This window comes from Cohnella herbarum (assembly GCF_012849095.1).
In the GTDB taxonomy this organism is placed as follows: Bacteria; Bacillota; Bacilli; order Paenibacillales; family Paenibacillaceae; genus Cohnella; species Cohnella herbarum.
The window spans coordinates 6,989,179-7,010,316 of record NZ_CP051680.1 but is presented as its reverse complement, the minus strand read 5'-3'; the positions used below and the strand labels follow the sequence as shown (position 1 = coordinate 7,010,316).

The 21,138-nt window shown below is 53.0% G+C and carries 15 protein-coding genes; 3 read left to right on the top strand and 12 right to left on the bottom strand.

Annotated elements, in window-relative coordinates; all coding sequences use genetic code 11:
* Positions 1–172 precede the first annotated feature (172 nt).
* From HH215_RS29485 to HH215_RS29455, 7 genes are all read right to left on the bottom strand, one after another.
* Complete coding sequence (locus HH215_RS29485) at positions 173–1,159, bottom strand: Gfo/Idh/MocA family protein (RefSeq protein WP_169283144.1); 987 nt, start codon at positions 1,157–1,159, stop codon at positions 173–175.
* 18 nt (positions 1,160–1,177) lie between these two features.
* Positions 1,178–2,350 carry an N-acetylglucosamine-6-phosphate deacetylase gene (gene nagA / locus HH215_RS29480; protein ID WP_169283143.1) on the bottom strand — a complete coding sequence of 391 codons (1,173 nt, stop codon included), beginning with the start codon at positions 2,348–2,350 and terminating at the stop codon, positions 1,178–1,180.
* Between the two features lie 22 nt (positions 2,351–2,372).
* Positions 2,373–4,367 (bottom strand): alpha/beta hydrolase family protein, encoded by a 1,995-nt coding sequence (locus tag HH215_RS29475; protein ID WP_169283142.1) that lies wholly within the window; start codon positions 4,365–4,367, stop codon positions 2,373–2,375.
* Positions 4,368–4,431: 64 nt separating this feature from the next.
* The gene (locus HH215_RS29470; RefSeq protein ID WP_169283141.1) at positions 4,432–5,676 is read right to left on the bottom strand and encodes a Gfo/Idh/MocA family protein; all 1,245 of its coding nucleotides are present in this window, start codon (positions 5,674–5,676) and stop codon (positions 4,432–4,434) included.
* Positions 5,677–5,736: 60 nt separating this feature from the next.
* Positions 5,737–6,606 (bottom strand): carbohydrate ABC transporter permease, encoded by an 870-nt coding sequence (locus HH215_RS29465; RefSeq protein WP_169283140.1) that lies wholly within the window; start codon positions 6,604–6,606, stop codon positions 5,737–5,739.
* A 10-nt stretch (positions 6,607–6,616) separates the two neighbouring features.
* The gene (locus tag HH215_RS29460; RefSeq protein ID WP_310735515.1) at positions 6,617–7,504 is read right to left on the bottom strand and encodes an ABC transporter permease; all 888 of its coding nucleotides are present in this window, start codon (positions 7,502–7,504) and stop codon (positions 6,617–6,619) included.
* Between the two features lie 55 nt (positions 7,505–7,559).
* Complete coding sequence (locus HH215_RS29455) at positions 7,560–9,107, bottom strand: extracellular solute-binding protein (protein ID WP_169283138.1); 1,548 nt, start codon at positions 9,105–9,107, stop codon at positions 7,560–7,562.
* Positions 9,108–9,374: 267 nt separating this feature from the next.
* Between HH215_RS29455 and HH215_RS29450 the strand changes: the two genes are divergently transcribed.
* Both HH215_RS29450 and HH215_RS29445 read left to right on the top strand, forming a co-directional pair.
* Positions 9,375–11,162, top strand: a complete 1,788-nt coding sequence (locus HH215_RS29450; RefSeq protein WP_169283137.1) for a sensor histidine kinase — start codon at positions 9,375–9,377, stop codon at positions 11,160–11,162.
* Positions 11,140–12,804, top strand: a complete 1,665-nt coding sequence (locus HH215_RS29445) for a response regulator (RefSeq protein WP_169283136.1) — start codon at positions 11,140–11,142, stop codon at positions 12,802–12,804. The genes HH215_RS29450 and HH215_RS29445 overlap by 23 nt, the downstream gene beginning before the upstream one ends.
* A gap of 144 nt (positions 12,805–12,948) precedes the next feature.
* On the opposite strand, the gene HH215_RS29440 is transcribed toward HH215_RS29445, so the two are convergent.
* The 4 genes from HH215_RS29440 to HH215_RS29425 all read right to left on the bottom strand — a co-directional run bounded on the left by HH215_RS29440 (position 12,949) and on the right by HH215_RS29425 (position 18,287).
* Complete coding sequence (locus HH215_RS29440; RefSeq protein WP_254450621.1) at positions 12,949–14,100, bottom strand: acyltransferase domain-containing protein; 1,152 nt, start codon at positions 14,098–14,100, stop codon at positions 12,949–12,951.
* A gap of 27 nt (positions 14,101–14,127) precedes the next feature.
* Positions 14,128–15,489: a polysaccharide deacetylase family protein gene (locus HH215_RS29435; protein ID WP_169283134.1), complete on the bottom strand. Its 1,362-nt coding sequence runs from the start codon at positions 15,487–15,489 to the stop codon at positions 14,128–14,130.
* A gap of 115 nt (positions 15,490–15,604) precedes the next feature.
* Positions 15,605–16,813 carry a PucR family transcriptional regulator gene (locus HH215_RS29430; protein WP_169283133.1) on the bottom strand — a complete coding sequence of 403 codons (1,209 nt, stop codon included), beginning with the start codon at positions 16,811–16,813 and terminating at the stop codon, positions 15,605–15,607.
* Between the two features lie 127 nt (positions 16,814–16,940).
* Positions 16,941–18,287, bottom strand: coding sequence for an aminotransferase-like domain-containing protein (locus tag HH215_RS29425; RefSeq protein ID WP_169283132.1), 1,347 nt, complete (start codon positions 18,285–18,287; stop codon positions 16,941–16,943).
* A gap of 174 nt (positions 18,288–18,461) precedes the next feature.
* Between HH215_RS29425 and HH215_RS29420 the strand changes: the two genes are divergently transcribed.
* Positions 18,462–19,457, top strand: a complete 996-nt coding sequence (locus HH215_RS29420; RefSeq protein ID WP_169283131.1) for a DMT family transporter — start codon at positions 18,462–18,464, stop codon at positions 19,455–19,457.
* A 197-nt stretch (positions 19,458–19,654) separates the two neighbouring features.
* Here the strand turns inward: HH215_RS29420 and HH215_RS29415 are convergent, their stop codons facing one another.
* Positions 19,655–21,136: an alpha-amylase family glycosyl hydrolase gene (locus tag HH215_RS29415; RefSeq protein WP_217362251.1), complete on the bottom strand. Its 1,482-nt coding sequence runs from the start codon at positions 21,134–21,136 to the stop codon at positions 19,655–19,657.
* Positions 21,137–21,138 lie beyond the last annotated feature (2 nt).

Genomic DNA, 21,138 nt, shown 5'->3' with positions numbered 1-21,138 from the left:
GATTTCCCCCCTTATAGATTAGTTATGTCAGCTTTCCCTACATAGCAAGTATATAAGAGGATTTTCGATTCGCGTTTGTGGCAAAATCAGAAATTTTTCGTTTGTTTTTGTCCTTTTTAACGAAACGGTTGTCCGGCGGAAATTGCCTCCCTGCCGCTTACCGGATGGCCACTCAAAGAACGAGCTGTACCGTCCCCGATGCCGCGGAGCGATATACCGCCTCCAGAACGGCGATGACTTCTCTTCCGTACGAAGCCGGGCAGCCGGATTCGCTTCCCGTCCGAATCGCTTCCAACAAGTCGGCATACTGCAATTCGAAAGGAGTAGCCGTCTCCGGCACTTCAAGCCGCTCATAGGGGCCTCCCCTGCTGATCCAAAGGCTGTCGCCCGTTATCAGCTTGAGCATGCCCTTCGTGCAAATGATTTCCGTCTCGTTGCGTGCCGCGCCGATATAACCGGATTGAACGACGGTAGCCGGCACTCCGTTAGCCAGCTCCAAATACACCATGCCGCCGCCCTCGACGTCGCCTCGGTTGCCATAATGGCTGATCGACGCGTTCACCTTGCGAACGGCGCTACCCGTCAACCATTGAATCTTATCGATGGAGTGGGTTCCGAGATTAGCCAATACGCCGCCGCCGGATTTGGCTTTCTCCAGAAACCAATCGGGACGGGACGGCCTGTAGTAGTTCATGTGCCTGACATCATGGATCATAACGAGACGACCTAAATCGCCGCTCCGTAGAATACGTTTCGCATGTAAATTGTCAGCCATATAATGCTGCGTATGCCCGATCAGCATCCGAATGTTCGCCGCCACAGCGGCCCGAATGATTTCGTCGCATTCCGATACCGACAAGGCCATCGGCTTCTCCAGCATGAGATGGCATCCGAATCCCGCGGCGAAAATCGCCGCCTCCTTGTGCAAATAATGAGGCAATGCGATAGCAACTACATCCGGCCGCTCCCGCTCTATCAACTCCCGGTAATCTTGATAAGAGTTGATCCCGTATCGACCGGCGAGTTCATCGGCTCGATCCTGATCAATGTCCGCAACCGCGCATGCCCTCAATCCGGCGGTCGCTTGAATCGCTTCGAAATGATTGCCCGCGATCGCTCCTGCGCCGATTACGGCAACCCTTAGTTCCTTTTCCGACACGGTTTAATCCCCCTCGCGTTATCCTTCCGTCTCCCTATTCACGACGACTTGCCCGCGAACGATCGTCATCCATAGCTCGCATTGATCGTCTACCACGATAAAGTCGGCGTCTTTCCCTGCCTCCAGCGTTCCTTTGCGGGCTTGCGCGCCGATCTGGCGGGCAGGTACGGCGGTGAAAGCCGGTAAAACGCGCCATATTGGCAACCCGGTAAAAGCTATCGTATTGCGAAGAGCCGCGATCATCGTCAGCGAGCTGCCCGCAAGCGTAGTTCGGTCTTTCGAATAGATACGACCGTTCTCCATGACGGAGTCGCCGTACTCCCCGTCCGGAAGACCGGCGCACATGACGGCATCCGTAATCATGCATATTCGCGAAATCGGTTTGGTCATGAACGCCATTCGAACGACTTCCGGATGCGTATGAATGCCGTCCGCGATCAACTCGATCGTCAACGATGGCAGCAGCAATCCCGCTCCGACGGCACCCGGCTCGCGGTGATGAAGCGGACGCATCCCGTTGAAGTGATGCGTCATATGCGTCACGCCATGGCGAACCGCGGCTTCCATCTCCTCGAAGGTGGCGTCGGTATGCCCCGCGGATACGGTAACGCCGGCTGCCGCAAACCTCGATGCGGCCGCAAGTCCGCCCGGTAACTCAGGAGCCAGAGTCACGAGTCTCATTGACCCGTCCGACGCTTTCAAGAAGCGCTCCGTTAGCGAAGGATCAGGATTCGCGATATGAGCCTTGCTCTGCGCTCCCGCTCGAATCGCGTTTAAGAACGGCCCCTCCAAGTGGGCGCCTAACAGCTCCGCTCCCGAGACGCCGGCTTTCGTTGCTTTCGCCGTTACGGCCAGTACGCTTTCAAGCACGTCCGGATCCGCCGTCGTAAGCGTCGCCAGGAAGGAAGTCGTACCGTTCTCCGCGTGAAAGCGGCTCATCCCGTCAAGGTCGTCGTACGCGCCCCGCATCGTATCGAAGCCTCCGCCCCCGTGTACATGAACGTCGATCAATCCGGGCAGTACGAGTTTCCCATTCAAATCCCTGGTTTCGGTTGCTTCGGATGAGGCGACTTTTCCGTTGGCCGACTGACCGATCTCGCGAATGACGCCGGTTCCGTCGACCAGCAGATAACCGTCCGCCAGTATGCCCCTAGGCGCCGCGATCCGCGCGTTGTACCATAAAGTAGCCACTTTTCTATGCCTCCCCTTTCTCTCAGAACCGTACGATATTGCCGATATCGGGAACGTTCGCGATTCGAATGCGCTTTAGTCGGCCGAATGCCTCGATCAACTCGGGCAAATCGAATTCGAGCAATACCCCGTACCAGTGATACCGAACGTCGTACCGATAGAAGCGCTGATCCACGATGTCCGCGAAAGATTCGGGTATATTCTCGAGAACTATCTCGTCCACGCGATCATCCAGAATGCCGGCCAACAAGGCATAGATCGCAGCGAAGCCTTTGCCCGCTAAGGATAGCTTCGTTCCGGGATTCCTCTGCGCGGCATAATCCAGAGCGCGAATCGTATCGAATACTCTCATCCCCGGCAACGGCCGGCCCAGCATGCGCGCGTCGCAGCCCAGCTTGTATTCCGTGCCGAACATCGCGTCGAACTCTCTTCCGTTCACCGCTCTGCTGCGGAAAGCCCCCGTTCCCCTCGGGTCGAAAGCGAATACCCGGCCGTCCGCCGTCAATTGAACCAGCCAATCGTTCTCCAGATGAATGCCGTCCGCGCCCTCGTCCAGCAACAGAACGGTTGTCCGGTCCGGCGCGCTTCCCTCCCGCTCGATATGGATGCCCCCGACCATCATATCCGGTTCGCTGAAGAACAGGATTCGCTCGCGGAGAAACGCTTGTTCCATGCAGCTTCCCGATCTGTCGGCCCGCTCCGATTGGATGATGCGCGGATAGATGGGTTTAGCGTTTGCCGGAGGCATCTTCAACCAAGACCCGACCTTTCCCTTCCATTGCTCAGGGTTTGCCGACGATTGCCGCATTCGACTCCGCGCCGCCGGAAGCCATCGGGCGTTATCCTCTTGCACGGAAACGGCATCGGGGAATTCCGCCAATACTTGACCGGAGGACGTGCATCGGAGAGACTCGGTCCTCTCGGGCCGGATTTCGTCCGGTGATAACCGTACCGGATCATCCGTACCGCGAAATTGCTTAACGAACCACGCGACGATGATACGCCGCAGCTCGTCATTGAACGAATGAGTGCCTTTGGCCACCCCAAGCGTCACATTCGACTCCCGATCGAATAGCCGATACGCCCTCTTTGCCATCTCATAGCTATCCAACGTGCCCTCAATGCAGAAGAAGTCCGATTCCACGGCTCCGATCAATACCGGCTTAGGGGCGAATAGCGTCACGTAATCGTCGTAATCCATCCCTTCGAGGATGGCCCCGTCCCATATTTGCTCCCCGTCCTGCGGTTGTCCCGTCTTCATGTAGGCATCTCGCGAAGTTATATAAGTGCAAGGCGCGGCGGCGGCAATTCTCTCGTCCGAGATCATGGCCATGATCGTTTGGATGCCTCCGCCCGAATTGCCCGTCGCGCCGATTCGCAAGGGATCGATTTCCCCCAGCGTGCACAAGTAATCCACGGACCGGATCAGGTCCCAAGTGAAGTAACGATTAATGTGCCTTCCCAACAGTTCGCACTGAAGGCCGAGATACGTATGCTCGGCATGCCAACGAACGAGCGTCCGGCCAGCCGTCCGGTCATAACCCTGCATTCGCTCCCCTTGGGAAATCGGGTCGACGGCCAATACGGCCATTCCGTTGCGAACGAGCTCTATGCATACCTTCTGATAGATCGGCGCCGCTTTGGCCGCTTCGATATGCCCGCAAGCGAACACGACCGCGGGGTAAGGACCGCTGCCGATAGTCGGGACGTATAGATTGGACGTCACGTAAATTCCCGGCAGGCTTTGATAGACGACTTTGCGAATTTCGTACCCGCTTCGTTCCAACACTCCGGTGCATTCCGCGTTTAACGGGGTCTTATTCTCCGGCATACCGCCGATAAGCCGATCGTAATAACGCTTCAACCGGTCTCTCCTCTCCTCGAAACTCCGCACATCTTGAAGCTTCATCTTATCCGCGCGATCGCGTTCGAAGCGCGAGCGTGCCAATCGACTTAAATACTCCGGCAGTTGAGCGCCTACATCGTAATAACCCCCGGCGAACCCGGCGATACTCATACGTCGTCCCTCCTTCTAATCGAAAGGTCCCCGCAGGCCGTAACAGCCGAGGGGACCTTCATCTTCATCGCAACCCGGCGACGTATTCGCTCATCGTGATCGTCCTGCCGGTCAGCCTGGACTCTTCCGCCGCAAAGGCGATCAAGTGGCTGCGCGCCGATACGAGCCCGCCCGACTTGCCTTGGCTTTCCCCGCTCTCGAGTTGCTTCACGAAATCCATCATCATCTTCGTGTCCGCTCCGCCATGGCCGCCTTCGACGGTTTCCGGATTCACCGCGTAACGCTCTCCGGAAAACCGGATAACCTCCAACTCGTTTCGTTTCTCGTAACCGCGGATTTCACCGGCGGTTCCCATTATCTTGAAACTGCGCGTATTGTCCGTGGAGAAGGCGGACATAGTGAACGCTACTGTAACTTCATTGTCGAATAACAAATTTACGACCTGATGGTCGACGACGTCATTGTCGCAGTGGAATACGCATCTGCCGTACGGCCCTTCCCTTAGCGCCTTGCCTCTGGCTTCCAGCGTAGGCGTCAACGAAACGATAGATTGCGGCCATTCGTCCTTCTCGTTGTAATACCATTTGATTGCCGAGAAGGGACACTCGTGCTCTACCTTGCAGCCGTCCGTACAGCGTTTCGTCGAGCCTTCCGGCGCGTTGTCCGGCTTGAAGAACGACAAGCTTCCGAATGAGGAAACGCGCAGCACTTCGCCTCCGACGATATGTTGCAAAATATCCATGTCATGACAGCTCTTCGCCAGAATCATCGGGCTCGTCTCGTCCGCCCGACGCCAGTTGCCCCGCACGAAGCTGTGCGCTTGATGCCAATATCCGACGTTCTCGGTCCATTGCACCGACATGATCCTACCGATCGTTCCGCTATCTATCAATTCTTTCAGCTTGTTAAAATAGTTAGAATAACGCATCGTGTGGCATACGGTCAGCAGGCGGCCAAGCCGCTCCGCTTTCTGCGCGATAGCCAACGATTCCAATGGGCTCGTCGCCATCGGTTTCTCGAGAATGATATCGTATCCGACATCCAACGCCTTCATCGAAGGAGCGTAGTGATCGGCATCCTGAGTGCAGATGAACAGCGCTTGGCAGAGTCGGGGCTGCTCTAGCAACTCCTCCCAACCGGAGAACGTTCTCTCCGGGGGAATCGCATGCTCCCTGGCGAAGCGTTCCCGCTTCTCCGCATTCGGTTCGGCGACCGCGACGAACTTGATTTCGTCCGGTCGTTTAAGCGCATAGGAGGCGTAGGCGAACATTCCTCTTCCGCCGGCGCCCAGCAACGCCGCTTCGATCATGCGTATACACTTCCCGTCCGTAGTTTAATTCCGTAAAGTTCGACGAAAACCATCCATCTCTTAGCCTTTGATTGATCCCAGCATGACGCCTTTGACGAAATATTTCTGCAGAAACGGATACAGCAGCAGAATGGGAAGCATCGTGACCATGATCGTCGCGAACTTAAGCGCGTCCGTCGTGACCAAATCTCCGCCAACCGTAGCCTGGGTCGCCATCTCCGCATCCAGCGTGCCTTTGATGATCAGATCCCTCAGGATCATCGTTAGCGGAAAGAGATCCGGATTTCTTAAGTACAAGATCGCGCTATAGAAGTTATTCCAGATCCCCACGGCGGAGAACAGACCAATCGCCGCATATACCGGTTTGGACAAGGGAACGACGATACGAAGGAACAATCCGATATCTTTCAACCCGTCTATTCTCCCTGCATCGAACAACTCCTCCGGCAGTTCCTCGAAAAACGTGCGAAAGACGAGCAGATTAAACGTGCCAACCGCGCCGGGCAGCATCATGGCCCATGGCGTGTTCAGAATGCCTAGCTCCTTGACGACAAGAAAACTAGGAATCATCCCTCCGCCGAACAATATCGTAAAGACGATAGCGAGCATGATCCACTTGCGGAATAACATTCTCTTCTGAGACAGCGCGAAGGCTCCCATCGAAGTAACCATTAACGCGATAGCCGTACCTAACGTCGTGTAGAAGATCGTATTCCGGTATCCGATCGTGATTCTAGGATCGTTAAATACTTGCTCGTACCAACCGAAAGTGAAATCGACCGGCCATAGGGAGACTTTCCCTTGCATTACGGCAAGCTCGTCGCTAAGCGAGACGCTGATCATATACCAGAACGGGTAGAGGGTAACGACTATAAGTCCGATCATGATCATTACGTTGACGACATCGAACACGCCGACTTTCGTTCTCATGTTTTCCCTCCTACCACAAGCTGGTTTCCCGCGTTTTGCGCGCGATATAATTCGTTAGGACGATCAGAACGAAACCGACGACGCCGTTAAATACTCCGATTGCCGTCGCGTAGCTGAAATTGCCTTGCAGCAATCCGACTCTGTACGTATAGGTGGAGAAAATGTCGGCCGTCTCGTAAAGCATCGGATTGTAGAGCAAGAACACCTTCTCGAACCCCGTCCCGAGCAACCCGCCGATATTGAGGATAAGCAAAATGATAATGATCGGAACGATGCCGGGAAGCGAGACGTGGATCATTTTCTTCCAGCGCCCGGCCCCGTCGAGTTCCGCCGCTTCGTACAGATGAGGATCGACGGACGTAAGCGCGGCCAAATAAATGATCGTTCCCCATCCTACCCCTTGCCATATGCCCGATGAAACGAAGATCGTTCGAAACATCTCCGACTTGGACAGAAAATAAATCGGCTCTTCCCCGAACAAACCGATGAGCTTGTTAATCAATCCGCCGTCCGGCGATAGGAACATGACGATCATGCTGACGATGATGACATTGGAAATAAAGTGCGGCAAATAGCTTACCGTCTGGACCACGCGCTTGAAGATGTTGCTGCGCAATTCGTTCAGGAACAACGCCAGCACGATCGGCGCCGGGAAACCCCATACGAGCGAATAAACGCCGATCAGGAACGTATTCCGCAGCAGCTTAAGGAAATCGGGATTCTCGAATAGGAAAATCCTGAAATACTTAAGTCCTACCCAGTCGCTAGCCCAAACCCCAGCGAAAGTGTTGTAATCTTTGAAGGCCACCACGATGCCGAACATCGGGCCATATTCGAAGATTAGATAGTATAAGGCGGTAGGTAAGAATAGCAACAATAAATATTTGCTATCGTTCATCCTCTTCAAAAATGGTTTTCGGTAAGTTGCGTTCATCGTCGGCAGCCTTCCTTTCCTATTGCCGCGAACGGGCAAACGCCTGCTCGTATACTTTCAACACGTCGCTCAAGCCTAGATCGTTAACGCCTTTCACGTAGGCATCCCACTCGCTCATCGAACGCTGCCCGATAATGAACTTGCTCACGTTCTCGGAGACGTATTTGCCGATCGCTTCTTGCTTAAGGGCGATCGAATCTCTTTCTTCCTTCGTGAAAATGACCGTCTTCCCGGCAGGTTTAATATGCTTGCCGGCTTCCAGATAGGAGGCCTTCGTCTCTTCGTTCATGAGCGCGATATTCGCCTCGTTGTCGAACCACGCGTTAACGCCGGCCGTGCGAAGACCGAAACTAACCGATCGAGTAGCCGCGTCTTTCACGATAGGCAAGTACTTGTTCCCGCCCTCGGCTTTCTCGAACGTAATTCCTTCTTTCCCCCAGCTGGCGATCTCTTTGCCTTTCTCGGTAAACATGGAATCGATGAACTTGAACGCCGCGTCCTTGTTTTTGGACGGGGTCGTAACCGTAAGACCTTCCTGGAACATAAATTGGCTGCCATGATAGCCTGGATGACCCGCTCCGCCCGGAGGCGTAAACTGGGCTATTTTGAAATCCGGATTCGCCGCTCTTGCCAGGTTGTTGTACGTATCGATATGGCCTATATAACCGAACACGATGAACGATTGGTCGGTCGTGATCATTTCATTGCGCTTGTTGCTGTCCAAGCTGCCGAATTCGACCGGAATGAGCTTCGCTTCGTAAGCATCGACGACAAACTGCAGCGCTTGCCTGTAATTGTCCTCGGTCGGACCGTATTGCCAAGACTTCGTCTCTTCGTTGTAATAGAACGAATTTTCCGTTCCGAAGCTGAGCGCGATCTGGTTCATAGCGCCCCAGTCCGGCAGGAAGAGAGGATAGCTATCCGGGTAAATTTCCTTCAGCTTCAACAATACTTCGAACAATTCATCGTAAGTTTTCGGTACCTCGAGGTTATTTTTCTTAAAGATATCCTCGCGATATAACCACAAGCCATCCCAGTCGCCATATGCGCCTTGCGCGGGGTTCATGAACAGCTTGCCGTCCGTCGACAACAACGCGTTGGTAATTTCCCGATGATCGGTTATCCACGCTTCAAGGTTCGGCATCTTATCCATATGATCAAGCAAATTAACCAGGGCGCCTTCGCTGCCGTACTGATGGATAATGTCCGGGCCCGACATCCACATGAGATCCGGAAGGTCTCCGGATGCGATAACGAGCGGGATGGCCTCCCACCAGTCCCCTTGATATCCGCTCACGTCCAATTGAACGTTCGCTAGCGCGCCAAGCTCCCGATAGACGAGCCAATCTTTGTTCACTGGCCACGAAGGATGGCTTTGTACCATCATGGTCAGTTTCGTCGGCGGCTGCTCGGAAGCTTCGCCAGCGCTCTCCGATGCTTTAGCCGTACTGGCAGCCGCGCTAGCCTTCGGACTGCCGGAAGTTTCCTTGTTGTTTCCCGACGAGCAAGCCGCGATCAATGCCATCGCGAGGATCAATGCAATCGTCGTCCACGATCTTCTTTTCATATTTTAGCTCCCCTTCGAATCGACTCGTCGAACTAGCTTGCTATTTCATGATAATGCACGCCTCTCATTCCCGAAATAAACCAAATCTAACTTTATCCGATCTTCGTTAACTATTTTCCCATCCGCTCGAACGTAGGTTTGAATGCTCTTACCGGGAATCAGGTAGAGATTCGTTAAGCGATGTTGACGATTGTTAAGCCCTCAAGCAGCCGTTCATTCGGTATAATATAGGAAGGAATTCGCGAGATCGCCTAAAGGGGGATAAGAGTGCCGCAGCTATGGAGACGCCTCCCGAAGTTAATAGCGGACAGATCGATTCTGACGAAGCTTATCGCAAGCTTGTTTATCCTCGTTACGCCGTTGTACGTATTCAATTACGTCATTACGAATATCGGTGCCGACAACAATCGCAAGGAAATCGAACGGGCGCTGACCAGCTCCCTGCAATCCTACAGCAATATCCTCGATGGTGAAGTTCAGAGAATCCAGCAAATGCTCAATATGAGCGCGCTTGATATTGCAATCGAGCATGTGGAGGTCATAAAGCCCGATATTTCCTATTTAGAGAAAGCGGCATTCTTAAGTAAAGTCGGCCCCTATCTCAACAGAATTCAATACTCGACGCGCTTCGTTTCGGATTCGATCGCCTATCTTCCTTTAATGAACACGACGGTGGCGAAAATCGGAGGCAACAGCTCCTTCCAAGCCGAATCTTTCGAAGCTCTGAAGACGCAAGCAAAACCGTTTATCTTATGGAACGATCGCTTATACATGAATGCTCCCTTCATTACGTCCCCCGGGGACAAAGAAGGAATGCTCATTCTTGCCGTGCAAATCTCGGAAGCGACCGTTGCGGACTATATTTCGAAAATCATGAGCTTCGACCGCGGAGGAGCGCTGTTGTTCGATATGCGGAACACGTGGGAAATTTCCGCGAATAAACAAGACTCCGCCGGCAGCGAAATCAAACGCCGCCTGCTCGCGAATGCCGTTAACGAATCTCGAGGTTACGGCCCCCGCGTCGTCACGGAGAACATTCGGGGCGAGTCCTATTTCATTGTCTACGAACCTTGGGCCGGCTCTAACGTCCTGCTTGCCGCATACGCGCCGGAGTCGGAAATCTACGATTCGTTAAGCATATACAAGAAGTATTTCTACTCCTTCTCCCTCATATCGATTCTGATCATTATCCTGTTCTCGCTCGGGCTGTACAAGCTGATTCACAAACCGTTAAGAATGTTGATCCACGCCTTCCGAAGGGTCGAAATCGGACAATTGCGATTCTCCCTAGCCCATAGGAACGAAGACGAATTCGGCTACTTATACCGTCGCTTCAATAATATGACGGAAACGCTCGATAACATGGTGAACGTCGTCTACGAACAGAAGCTGCTCAATCAACGTTCCGAGTTGAAGCGGCTTCAATCTCAGATCAATCCTCATTTTCTCTACAATAACTTTTTCGTGTTGCATCGCCTCGTTCGTTCCGGGAATGCGGATAAAGCCTCGCGGTTCACCGAATATCTCGGACGTTACTTCCAATTCGTCACGAGAGACGCCTCGGACGAAATCAAACTGGAAGACGACGTTCTTCATGCGCAGACTTACGTCGACATTCAATCGGTTTGCTTTGACCAAAGGGTATTCGTAAAGTTCGAACCCCTGCCCGAAGAGATCAAACAAGTGATGGTTCCCCGCTTAATCCTGCAGCCTCTGCTCGAAAATTGCTTCAATCACGTGTTCGAGAAGCAGTTAGCCCGAGGCGAACTATCCGTCTCCTTCCATGCGGACGGGCAGTACGTTCGCATCGACGTGGAGGACAACGGCAAGCAACTGGACGATTCGCAATTGGAGACGCTTGTCGCGAAGCTCTCCGAAGCGGACAAACAAACGGAGGAAAGTACGGGAATGATCAACGTGCATCGACGTCTTCGTCTTAAGTTCGGAGATGAATCCGGGCTTGTTCTATCTCGAAGCGTGATGGGCGGGCTGAAAATACAGATTGTCATCGTAAGAAAGGGAGGGACGCCGGATGCTGAAGCTGTTGATCGTTGACGATATGCCGATCATCGCGGACGGTTTGTACGAATTGTTCTGCGAGGAACAACGAATGCCTATGGAGGTTTACAAGGCGTATTCCGTGCCGGGGGCCTTCTCCGTTATGCGGGATCATCAGATCGATATCATCGTGACCGATATCAAGATGCCCGAAATTTCGGGATTGGAGTTATTGAAGGAAGTGAAGCAACGGCAACCGCAGTGCAAAGTGATCTTCTTAACGAGTTATCATGACTTCAACTTCGCCAGAGAGGCCATTATTCTTGGCGGATCCGACTTCATTATGAAGACGGAAGGAGATGCCCGCATTCTCGAAGCCGTATACAAAGCCGCGGGCGAAGTTCTCGAGGAACGCAACTCGCGGGTGTTGATCGCGAAAGCCCAAACTCAATTCCGCGTGGCCCTTCCTTCGTTGCAACGGGAATTTCTGCTCGAGCTTCTTCAAGGCAAACCGATCGGATCGAACGATCGATGCGAGCAATTTCGCGCGCTGGAGATCGACCTGCACCCTGCCACCCCCGTCTATCTCGTCGTCGCGCGGATCGACAGGTGGAAGCAATCGATGACCTGGTCGGATCGGGCGCTGCTCCTCTATTCCGTACGGAATATTATGAATGAATACTTATCGCCCAAGGTACGAATGGTTACGCTTAACCTGGATTCGTCGCACATCGTCGGAATTTGGCAACCAATGGACGAGCTGGACGACCGCAAAGAAACGAGCAAATCGTTCCGGTTTTTCTATGGAACGTTGGAGACGATCCAGAACACTTGCCGCGAGTTGCTTAAGCTGCGGCTTTCCGTTGTGCTCGGCGGCTCGGCTACCTCTTGGGAACACATCGGGGAAAAGCTGCACCGGTTAGAATTTCTCATGCAGAGCGGGATCGGATTGAATCAAGAGCTGCTGACTACGGACGAAGAGCTGATCAATCATCATACGAAGCAACGAACCTTGGCGATGAGCCCCGTGGAATCCAGCGTCTATCTAAAGCTGGCGCGGTATTCCGCCCTCCCGGGTCTGCTGGCGAGCGGCAAGAGTTCGGAATTCATAGAACTTTTCGAGGATCTCGTAGTCACCGTCAGAGAAGCCGGCGATCACATCGGGTTACGTTTGGAGACGTTACACTATTTATCCCATTTGTTCATCGGTTTTATGAATCGCAGACAGCTTCTATCGGACAGGACCGAGAAAATTAGTCTTGATCTCCTGCTCCGGATGAACCCGGATCTCGAATGGGAGCGCTACGCGGACTATTACCGCAACCTTGCCTTATCCCTCTTCGAGCATGCGTCAATCGACCAGAAAGATCATTCGGATCGTTTAGTCGAAGATGTCGATCAATATATCCTCGACAATCTGAATCAGGATTTATCGCTTACGAGATTAGGAGAGCACGTTCATCTGAATCCAACCTATTTGTCCAGGCTGTACAAGCAAATAACGGGCAAAGGCATCTCGGATTATATAACGGAAGCCCGCTTGGAGAAAGCGAAGCATCTGATCTCGCATAGCGATATGAAAATCCATGAAATCGCCATAGAAGTCGGTTATCAATCCGGGATCGCCTTCTCCCGTTTTTTCAAGAAACTGATGAATATCGCCCCTCAAGACTACAGGGACTTGCAACAGGGACGCTAGCGGGGAACTATTGCTGCGAGCGGTCGGAAGCCTGTTCGTATACCTTCAATACATCCTGTAGCCCAAGCGCGTTCAGCCCCGTCGCATACTTATCCCAATTGCTCATCGGCTGTTTATATCCAGCGAATTTCGGATGCTCAGGTCTTAGATCGCATCCGCTAGCAATAACCCTGCGCCGCCGTGAAGAAGATGACCCGCTTCCGCGTATTCGACGATCGCCCGTCTTAAGCCCGTATCCCGACTAGCCGTAACCGGGTCCAGATCGTCCGTCCCGAACACTCTCCGGTAAGTTTCTCGCTCGTCCGACAATACGGGAAACAGCGAGAACGTCTTCTGGAATGACGTAATGTTCGCGGGGGCGGGGACAAGGTCCGCGAGCTGAGGATCTAGAAGCCAGGACGTGCAGACGAATGCCCGGTACGGTTTCTCCGGAAATTGCTCGCGATAGAACCGAGTGGCATTATCGAAGGACTCTCTGCATTGTTCCGGCCGCATCGGACCATCCTCCGGAATGTGAACCTCCAATACGGGATCGCCGCGCCGCAGCACGACGACCCAATCGGACGCGGAAAGCCGTATCGTCTCTTCCGACGCAAAGCCGGAAGATCGAATCGGGTTGCCGACGATAAAGCGATCATCCGATTGATCGTACCGGGCCTGCCAGCCTTGTTCCGATTCGTATTTCCCGTTCGTGCCGTCTACCCGCCCGTCCCGGCGGTAATTGACGCCCGGCTCGGAGAGAATGACGACCTCTCCGCTATTCGCGTTACGCAGGACAACGACCGCATGATTAAACGCTTTATGCGCGAACTGCAACCGCCCAAGCCGAAACAGTTGCCCGGTCGCATGGTTAAGCAACCAGCTTAATTCGGCAAGTCCCCAGGTGCCGTTATGAGCATAATGATGCTTCATCCAGATCGTCAAATCTTTTAAAGTCTCGATCAGCACCTCTTCCGGAATTCGCTTCGAGCCGTAATAAGCGATTGTCCGATCCAACAAGCCGAGCACCAGGATGACGGCGAACATCCCCGCTCGGTCCCCCATTTCGGTTCGCAGGTACGCGGCATGATCCTCCAAGAACTTCGGGTATTCCGCGACGGTTGCAGCCAAAGCCCCCATATCGTTATCGGCATCCGCAACCGGGATCCTGCTTAAGCCGCTCTGCCGTAGCAGCTCGCGCAGCCCCGAATGCTCGCGAACGATCGCCGCGGCTTCATACAAGACGTCTAATGCCGGCTGAGGCAAGCGTAGAAGCCGGTTAAACTCCGCAATTTTCGATTCCGTCAGAAAGTCCATATTGTCCAAAGCGATTCACTCATTTCATTAGAATAATGCCGGTTTGATCGTCCACGTCTGCAATCTCGACATCGCAACGATATTCGGTACCTGCAACCCTTCGGGGAAGATAGGCCAATATTCCGCCCAGTCCCCCTCGTTCATGGCATGCTTCGTCGCTGCCAGCGTTCCGTTCAGCGGGAAGATCCGATCTTCCTCGGTTAAGCCTTCGCGAATAATCGCCGCAAGCGTACAAGTCATCGTAACGGGGTCCATCTTCACGTCCGCGACTTGGAAATAATCGGGCAACTGCTTAAAGCCGCAAACTTCCGGCATAGGCTCGCGGAGCGATTCGAACACGTCTCTTACCCGGACCTCCCTAGCCGGATCTCCGGGATAATCCCGTTCCGGGCCATAGACGATTTCCGGTACGGGTTCCAATCCGAGAGCGTATTGACGGAATACCCAGAACAGCTCGGAGGCGGATAAGCACATCGGACCCTCCGTCAAGTAGATCAGCTCATTCCCCGTTCTGAGCGCGAACGATTTTACCTCGTCCCCGCTCAGAACCCGGGAAACGCTGCGTTCCATCCGTACAATCTCATCCGTACTCGCGTACGACACGTTAGGCTTGGACAAGGTATAGTCGATGAACTCCCCGACCCGATCCAAGTACATCCGCATATGACCCTCCGGTCGAAAAGGCGGCTTGACCCAATCCTCCGGAGAGGGGTTTCGGCCGTTGGAGAAGTTCACCGCGTCCCAGAACTCGGCGAACACGAACTCGGTCGGATGGTAGAAGATACTGATGAAGCCAACCGCTTCGTCCTTCTGCAACTCGCACAGCCGGTCGAATTCTTGCATGGCTTCAGGCAACGCGCCGTCCTTCAAGGGCAAGCTCATTAAGCCCGTCAACGAGTCCAAGTTAAGCAGCCCGCCGTACCAGAACGGTCTGCCCTCCATCGTCACTTGATCGTGGCCGTCCAAGTACGCGGATACGCCCCAACGATTCAGGGCGGGAAACGTCTGAGGCGCCCACGCTTGACCCGGTTGACCATAACAGCGGACGGGTTGACCCGTAATCCGCGCCAGATCGCCGATACCGCCCTCCTCCCGCCGCGTGAATTCCTCCGCGCCTTCGCGGAACCCCAACGGCTCGAGATATACCGTAACTACAGGGGGGATGCTATGCCAGTCCGTATGGTATCCGATCTCATGACGTCTTAGCTTAACGAGAATGTCTTCGCGGCCGTTCCGCTCGAGAACTCTTATTTTCTCCCCGACAAGCTTGAAAATGCCGACGATACCGCGTTGATCGAACAGGTCCATTAAGCCTAGCAACGCTTCCTCCGACTCCGGATTAATGAAGTCTTCGACGTCGAACCAGAACAACACTTTGATCTTCCCCATGCGGCAATCCCCCTCTAGACGTCATCGAATAGTTCCCATTATATCCCCTTCGCATATGCCCACCAATTAACCGTTCCATACTTCGCCATACTCTTATTGACTTTCCATTGCCCTTTTAACGAAGCGGTTGACCGGTGAACCTCGCCAGCCGCAACTCTAAATATAGCGATACCTTCTGGTTCATATCGTCCAAATCGAGCTCTCCGATTTCCTCGATGCGCTTGAGCCGATACGTCAACGTATTCGTATGTATATGAAGGATTTCCGCCGTCTTCTTCGCATTGCTATCGGTAGTTAGGAAGACGTCCAACGTTCGAATCAAATCGGAATGATGCTCCCGATCATAGGCTTTCAGTCTGCGGATTCGAGCATTCTCGTGATCATGTTCCCGCCGTTCTTCCGCCATTCTCGGCATGAATTGATAGAAACCCAGATCTTCGTAGCGATAGGTCGCATTCATTTCTTCGGGATAATGCTTCTTGATCCGCAGTACTAGCAATGCTTCCTGATATCGCTTCTCCACTTCCGCGTATTGGCCGGAAGACAGACTTACCCCGGCGTTAACGGCAGACGAGCTCAATCGATTCCATATCTGACGGATGGAAGCCTCGTCAGCCTGCCCCGATAACAAAATCAACTGTTTGCCGTTGATGATATGAAGCGCGACTTTGTCTTGAGGATTGGTGTGAATGTGATAACGGATTTGCCTATGCGTTTCTTCCGTGATCTCTGACTCGAATTCAAACACGATTACGTAATAACCGAGAGGAAGAGTAACCCCCAGCTTATCTGCCTTCGCTTGAATCATCTCGCCCGATAAGTAATGCCCCGTTAGCAGTTGCCAGAAAAACTCCTGATATTCTTTTTCCGTTTTCCTGCTCTTCATCTCAAGCTCTAATATGTTGGCTTTCACGGCTTCGGCGGCTTTCTTCAACTGCGCCATGTCGTTCGGATCAAGCCGCCTCCCCGTCTCCAGCACCCAAATGTAGCCTAATACTTCGCTTTTCCTGCGAATCGCTATCGCTATTCGGTCTCCGAAACCGATTCCGTCTATCGCCGGCACGCGAACCGGGTCATCGCTTCCGTTCAAGGCTCCCATAATGCCGTTCTGCCATAGTTCCCGTATGACCTTCTCGGGAACCCGCCGACCGATAATCGTCGCGATCCTTACCGGATCGGTTTGCGGATCGTGCGTACTGTAGGCGATCAGCCTGTGATGGGCATCTTCAATCGTGACCGGGCAACGCAACGCCTCGCTGATCGCGTCGGCAAGAGTCGTCAAACTATCGAAGCTCCGGTTAAATATCGTTCGGTCGTCGTCCATTCGGCCAAGACTCCTTCATTCGTAACGAGAGAATCTACTCAACCAATTCCTCTCAGATTTTCTCTTTTCATGTTACCATGGGGCCATCGGATTACGGAAGCGACCGATTCTCTACTTCGAGAGCCGTTTAAGCTTGAACCTTCATCCCACGCTTCACTTCTTCGATGATCGCCTTAACTCCGTCATCGATTAGCTCGGGCCGTGCCCGCGAAATGCTGATCCGAATAAACTTCTCCCTATCCAAGTAATCGGACAAGTAGAATCCTTTTCCCGATACGACGTTGACGTTTCTCTTCGCAAGCCGTTTGATCAATCGCTCCAGATTAACCGTTTGCGGTAGCTTAAACTGCATGTAAACACCGGATTCGACACCCGAAGTTTCGATCAAACCTTCCCCGTTGTAACGCTGAACCGCATCGGTTAACGCGCGAATCCGCTCGGCGTATTGACTGTATATTTTGTATTTATGCCGCTCGTACATCCCGTTCTTAATATAGACGTCGAGCGCCGCCTGGGACAGAAGGGAGGCGTCGTTGCTTCTCTTGAAACCTTGGAAAGTCTGCATCAATCCTCCGGGCAGAACGGCCGCCCCCAATCTCAACCCCGGGAAAATGATCTTCGAGAAGCTTTTCAAATAAACGACATGCGAGCTTCGATCGTAAGCGTATATCGGTTCGAATCCCCTCTCTTCGCCCAAATCCGCCATGTAATCATCTTCCACGACGTACACGTCGTATTTCCCGGCCAATCGGGCAATCGTTGTCCGCTCCTCCTTGCTTAAGGATGTGCCCAATGGATTGTGGTATCTCGACATCGTGTAGAAAAATTTAATCCCGCCGCTACGGAACCGCTCCTCCAATTCCCGCAAATCGATCCCCTTGGCCGTACGGGCGATTCCGCGAACCGGTATGCCCTCCGCCTCCAGATAACGCAAATAAATATCGTAGCTCGGCTGTTCGACCAGGATGACCGATTTTCCGTTCGGGAAGGGCATTCGCGACACGATCTCCAACGCTTGCTGCGCTCCCGAAGTGACGATGATCTGCTCCGCTTTAGCGAATACTTGATCGCCGGCCAAGTGGGAAACAAGCGTTTGGCGTAACGTTCGCAAACCTTGCGGATCGCCATAGGTAAACAACTGGTATTTGTAAGTGTCGATCGCTTTGTTCAAGCAATGCTGGAAATCCAAATAAGGAAACAAGTTCACGTCCGGCGACGCCGAAGTGAAATCGACCCCCTCGTCCTCCTCGTGGCGCGAATCTTCCGGTTTGCCGACTACATAATAACCGCTTTGCGGGATGGAATAAATCGCATGCCTCTTTTCCAATTCCGCGTAAGCGCGAATGATCGTGCTGATGCTGCAACCGTACAACTCCGCGGCGCTGCGAACGGAAGGCAGCTTCTGACCGGGAACGTATAGTCCGTTCCTGAGTTTAAGCTCCATATCCGATAAGATCGAGTCGGCCTTCTTCATCGCGTCTCCCCCTGTTCGAACTACACACATTATACCTTATCAAGTCCGCCAACTGTATCGGTACAGTTGAATCAAATCGCTATGGTTTCGACCCGCAAATTGCTTTAGTTTTAAGATAACGGATGAGACGTTCGCGAACACGCTCCCGACTGTCCAAGAGAGGTCGATGACACCATGAAAAATAAAGGCCTGAAATTAGCCTATCTGTTCTCCTTGTTAAATGCAGCCATTATTGGATTTTCGTTCTTGTTAACTAAAATAGCACTCGAATACGCCCACCCGCTTGATACGCTAACTTATCGATTTGCCGTTTCCTTCGGGATCATGTCGATCCCAGTGGCATTCGGCTGGGTCAAGCTTAAGTACCGCGGCAAGCCGCTTTATAAAGTGCTGCTGTTGGCAACGATGTATCCGCTCGGCTTTTTTACGCTGCAAGCTTTCGGACTGCAGCATGCCACCTCTGCCGAAGGGGGTATTTTGTACGCGTTCACGCCCGTCGTGACGATGATATTCGCCTCTCTTTTTTTGAAGGAAACGACGACCCTCTTGCAGAAAATGTCCATCTTCCTGTCGGTGTTCGGCGTAATTTTCATCTTCGTCATGAAGGGGAGCGGTATCGATTGGTCGAACCTAACGGGAATCATCCTATTGATCTTAACGTGCGCGGCTTTTGCCGGATACAGCGTGATGGCCCGTTCGCTTACGAAGGAGTTTAGCCCGGCGGAAATCACTTACTTGATGTTGGGTATCGGATTCGTCGTATTTCTGATCGTTTCGTTGACTAAACATGCGAGCGCCGGAACTCTTGACCGGCTTTTGTCGCCTCTTGCCAACGGCAGCTTTATTCTGTCGATCCTTTATCTGGGCGCGATCTCTTCTCTGGTTACGGCGCTGACGTCCAACTACATCTTATCCAAGATGGAAGCTTCGAAAATGAGCGTATTCTCCAATCTGTCGACCATCGTCTCGATCGCGGCGGGTGCGGTATTCCTTGGAGAAGAAGTCACGGTCTATCATCTCGTCGGATCGGCGCTCATTATTGCGGGGGTTATAGGCGCGAATCGGTTGGGGAAAACTAAAGTCGTCGTGAAACCGTCGCACAAGCATAAACGGCTATCGCCGTCCTCGGATGGCGAAGGAACGTTTATGTCGGAGGTCATTCAGAAATGAATATGCGAAAACATATAAATTCTGAATGACGAAAAAAAGTCACCCTGCCGGGTGACTCTGCCCAACGGAGGGCGCAAGACGAGATTTTATCATTTAGCGGTTATTTTGATTTTCGCTATGTGTACTTTGCTCAGGAGCCAGATTTCCTACAATCAAGCAAAAAAGTTTAATCACCCTACCGTCCACGGGGGGTCTCTCTACTTCGCGTATATTAAGTATTCCCAAGGTTCTAACTCGATCTGAAGCGTCGCTTGAATATCCACGGCCGTTTGCGAAGGGAATGATCGGTAGATTCCCGCGGATATGCCGGATACGGTCGCGGCTTTCACGGCTTCGGAGGATAAATTCATGATAACAACGACGGTGTTGCCGCCCTTCGTTCTTTCGAAAGCGAGTATAGGTTTAGCGGCTTTTGCCACTGTCTCGGTCACGTCCGCTGTCTCGGTCGCTCCCGCTTCTACGCCCGAGACCGTCTCCAACCCTTGATACACCCCGCCCGATTTCCCGTTCCAAAGCGCGGGGTTATCGTGCTTCAAGCGAATGAGCTCTTGATAGAACTTCTGCATCGACAGGTCGCTCCACGGAATCTCATCCTTGTCGAAAAATGATAGACGCTTGCTCAGTCCGGCTTCCTGTCCCGAGTAAATCAACGGCATGCCCGGCAGAACGAAGCCGAGAGCGGCCATCGTCTTTACCGCGTCCCCTAGCCTCTCATATTCCGTGCCGATCCATGAGTTCTCATCGTGATTGGAAGTAAAGTTCAGCGGATAAGTGCCGGCAGGGTATTGTTTCTCCAATCGCTCCGCATATTTCTTTATTTGCTCGGCGCCGCTTAAGCCTTTGGCGGTCTGATTCATCAGATTGTACAATGCCCAGCCGTAATTGGAATTGAACGCGCGGCTCAGCAGACGGATCTGCTGATCGTCTTCCGCCAACATATAGACCGGCTTGATCTTCTCTAGTTCCTCGCGCGCCGTTTCCCAGAAGGACGTCGGCACTCCTCCGGCATAATCGGCCCGGTATCCGTCGACATCGAATTCCATCACCCAATACTTCATGGCATCCAGCATGGCGGCCTTCATTTCCGGATTCTCGTAGTTCAGATCCGCGACGTCCGTCCAGTTGGTTCCGGGCGGCTGCACGATATTCCCCGCTTCGTCCGTCGTATACCAGTCCGGGTTCGCAGTCCAAGCGTTATCCCAACCCGTGTGGTTGGCTACCCAATCCAAGACGACTTTGAAGCCCATTTCGTGAGCTTTGCCCACCAAAGCTTTGAAGTCGTCCGCCGTACCGAACTCCGGATTCACCGCCTTATAATCGTCGACTGCGTAATAGGAGCCGAGCGTCCCGTTCCGGTTCTTGGCCGATATGGAGTGAATAGGCATAAACCACAGGATGTCTACTCCCATCTCCCGCAGACGCGGCAGATGAGCTTCGAAAGCTTTGAACGTGCCTTCCTTCGTATATTGACGGACGTTCACCTCGTACATAACCGCTTTATCCGACCATTCCGGAGCCGGAGGCCGCAGAAGTTGTTGTTTCTCCGCGGTCGCAGGTTTATCCATAGTGGCCGTTTCCCGTTCCGCACTGCAAGCGCTCAGACATAACATGCCCCCTACCAAGGGGAGCGCGAACAATCGATTGAGCCGCTTCATCGCCGATTCACCGTCCTTATTCATGA

What these genes read in the sequence shown, in the direction of transcription:
- HH215_RS29415 (WP_217362251.1), bottom strand. Translation starts at nt 21,136, where the DNA reads ATGAATAAGGACGGTGAATCGGCGATGAAGCGGCTCAATCGATTGTTC.
- HH215_RS29460 (WP_310735515.1), bottom strand. Translation starts at nt 7,504, where the DNA reads ATGAACGATAGCAAATATTTATTGTTGCTATTCTTACCTACCGCCTTA.
- HH215_RS29465 (WP_169283140.1), bottom strand. Translation starts at nt 6,606, where the DNA reads ATGAGAACGAAAGTCGGCGTGTTCGATGTCGTCAACGTAATGATCATG.
- HH215_RS29425 (WP_169283132.1), bottom strand. Translation starts at nt 18,287, where the DNA reads ATGAAGAAGGCCGACTCGATCTTATCGGATATGGAGCTTAAACTCAGG.
- HH215_RS29435 (WP_169283134.1), bottom strand. Translation starts at nt 15,489, where the DNA reads ATGGGGAAGATCAAAGTGTTGTTCTGGTTCGACGTCGAAGACTTCATT.
- HH215_RS29430 (WP_169283133.1), bottom strand. Translation starts at nt 16,813, where the DNA reads ATGGACGACGACCGAACGATATTTAACCGGAGCTTCGATAGTTTGACG.
- HH215_RS29440 (WP_254450621.1), bottom strand. Translation starts at nt 14,100, where the DNA reads ATGGACTTTCTGACGGAATCGAAAATTGCGGAGTTTAACCGGCTTCTA.
- HH215_RS29470 (WP_169283141.1), bottom strand. Translation starts at nt 5,676, where the DNA reads ATGATCGAAGCGGCGTTGCTGGGCGCCGGCGGAAGAGGAATGTTCGCC.
- HH215_RS29475 (WP_169283142.1), bottom strand. Translation starts at nt 4,367, where the DNA reads ATGAGTATCGCCGGGTTCGCCGGGGGTTATTACGATGTAGGCGCTCAA.
- HH215_RS29445 (WP_169283136.1), top strand. Translation starts at nt 11,140, where the DNA reads ATGCTGAAGCTGTTGATCGTTGACGATATGCCGATCATCGCGGACGGT.
- HH215_RS29420 (WP_169283131.1), top strand. Translation starts at nt 18,462, where the DNA reads ATGAAAAATAAAGGCCTGAAATTAGCCTATCTGTTCTCCTTGTTAAAT.
- HH215_RS29455 (WP_169283138.1), bottom strand. Translation starts at nt 9,107, where the DNA reads ATGAAAAGAAGATCGTGGACGACGATTGCATTGATCCTCGCGATGGCA.